The 2,658-nt window shown below is 65.9% G+C and carries 1 protein-coding gene; it reads left to right on the plus strand.

Annotated elements, in window-relative coordinates:
• Nucleotides 1-1,872: 1,872 nt before the first annotated feature.
• Complete coding sequence (locus tag GF405_04255) at nucleotides 1,873-2,643, plus strand: hypothetical protein (protein ID MBD3367378.1); 771 nt, start codon at nucleotides 1,873-1,875, stop codon at nucleotides 2,641-2,643.
• Nucleotides 2,644-2,658 lie beyond the last annotated feature (15 nt).

Here is a 2,658-nt window from a genome sequence, read left to right on the forward strand (position 1 = left end):
AACTCGCGTGTCATGATCAACGGGTGGTACCGCGCGACGTACGAGACCGAGAGCGACGTTCCCGATGACCCGCGCTGGCGGCTCAATCGCCCGGAACACGAGGTCTTCGTGTCGGTCAAGCCGACGGTCACCTCGCAGGTCGAGGGCGACGCCACACTGCGCATCGCGACGGGAGCCGGCGACATCAAGGAGATCTCCGCGGACTTCTACAGCGGGAACATGGAGTTCGAGGGCGGACCGTTCAACGTGACCGGGTACTACAACGAGGAACGGATCCAGTTCGACAACCCGCTGGAGTCGATCGGGCACCGGGACCTCGATGGCTCGATCCCTGAGGAGCACATCCCGTTCGGCCGCGGGTCACAGGGGATCATCCTCGACATGACGGTGTTCGACGCGGACCTCGAGGCCGTCTATGCGAACCAGTACGAGGCCGACATCACCAACGATCCCTCTGTTTACGACAACACCGACACCGATCTGCTGGCGGGGCGCCTGAAGAGGGAGGTCGGACCGCTTCATCTCGGAGCGACCTACGCTTCCTGGCGGGACGGGTGGTGGATCGACTGGACCGGCACGAACTACAGCCCGGACCTCGAGGCGTACATCGACAGCACCGGCTCGACGAGCACGTGGTTCGAGCTGGCGAACTCGGAGGTCCTCTACGGACTCGACGTGGCGCTTCCGCTGATGGACGATAAGGTGACGATCCGCGCCGAGGGCGCGCGGTATGCCTACGACAGCCGCTGGGACATGGGCAACGAAGAGCAGGTCGAGGGCGAGGACTATTCCAACGGGCCGATCGATGTCGAGGCCGGGACGATGGACGGCTTCGTCGGCGTCGGGATCATCGAGGCGCGCCCGGCTCCGCCGATCGACCTCAGGCTCGAGTACAACTCGTTCTCGACCGACGGGATGGACGCGGACGAGGAGTACACGTCGTTCGGCGCGCCGTACTGGCTCAGCGACTACGAGGTGCTGTCGGCCGCGTTCTCTCCTGAGACGGCGGTGCGTACGTACACCGAGGTGCGCTACGACGGCTCGCCCCTCGTGGCTTCCGTCTGGGGACCCACGCCGGAGATCGGCGTCGGGAAGCTGGAGTTCGACGGCGGTCTGACGTTCGGGATCTTCGATCTGGGGCTCGAGTTCGACTGGACCGACTACGACATGACGCCCGTGGACTCCATCGCGGTCACGGTCGACTCGGTGTCGTACTCGTTCGACGAGTGGACGGGCACGACGACCCGCATCGCGGGACGCGCCCGGGCGAACATCATCCCCGAGCGCTTCTGGCTCGAGGTCGAGGCCGAGAAGATGAGCTACGACGAGGAGCTTGAGCTCACCGAGGCCCCGGACGTCGAAGCCTCTCTCTACAGTGAGTTCGGGATCTACGAGACGCTCGAGACGATCGTGCGCGGTCACTACCAGTTCGCCGAGAACTGGGCGATGCTGGCGGACCTTCGGTACGTATCCTACGAGGTACCCTCTCGCGTCGCCGGCGCCGACTCCCTGGACCGTGTCGAGTCGAGCACCTACGAGTACGACTCGGAGTCGTTCTTCGCGCCGTATCTTGCGGTCGCCTACAGCCCCCGCAAGAACGTGGAGGTCCGCGTCTCCTACGGCATCAACCCGACGAGGTACGACGATACGCCGGTGGAGGGGCGCGCGAACGGACGCGAGGTGTGGCGCAGGAACTACCTGTGGGAGCACAGCGCGTACGATGTCATCGACGCCGAGGAGGCGCTCGAGGACGCGAGGACGATCGGCGTGATGGCCGTCATCACGTTCTAGCGGAGCGTGAAGGCCGGCGAACAACGGGGCGGACGCTTCACGGGCGCCGTCCAACCTCGGGAGGATGAGGAGAACGTGAGGATGAACAAGACGCTGCTCAGAAAGACACTGCTGCTCGGAGTCGCGGCGCTCCTGCTGGCGGGCATGACGTCGTGCGCCGGCGTACTCGGTGCCATCGAGGACCGTCTCCCGCCGCCGCACGAGGTCGATGGGGGGATCCTGTTCCGCTTCTTCGCGCCCGCGGCACGACAGGTGACGCTCGCGGGCTCGTTCAACGCCTGGGGCGGTACCGAGACCGGGCGCTACCAGCCGGAGATCGACCCCCTGTCCGACCCGGACAACGACGGCATCTGGACGATCGTCAAGCCGCTGCCGCCGGGCCGCTACCAGTACAAGTTCGTCGTCGACGGCGGCGTCCGGTGGGAGGAGGACCCGTCCAATCCGGACGTGACCGACGACGGTTACGGCGGGTTCAACTCGCTGCTCGTCGTGCCGCCCACCGTCGATTATGAGTACGAGGCCGTCACCGGCACGGTGACCGGCGGTGAGCAGCGGACCGAGACGCGCGCGCCCGCGGCCGAGCCTGACGAGGGCATGCAGGAGGTGGTGTTCGAACTCGAGCGTCCGGACGCGACCGAGGTCTACATCGCCGGGACCTTCAACCAGTGGGACCCGACGACGGACCGTCTCGAGAAGGGCTCGGACGGTGTGTGGCGGACGACGCTCAATCTCGAACCCGGCACGTACGAGTACAAGTTCGTGATCGACGGCAACTGGGAAGCCGATCCGAACAACCCGGAGACCGTCCCCGACCCGTACGGCGGAGAGAACTCCGTTCTTACGGTCGACTAGAACGCGAGGCCGCGC

Source organism: Candidatus Effluviviaceae Genus V sp. (assembly GCA_014728125.1).
In the GTDB taxonomy this organism is placed as follows: Bacteria; Joyebacterota; Joyebacteria; order Joyebacterales; family Joyebacteraceae; genus WJMD01.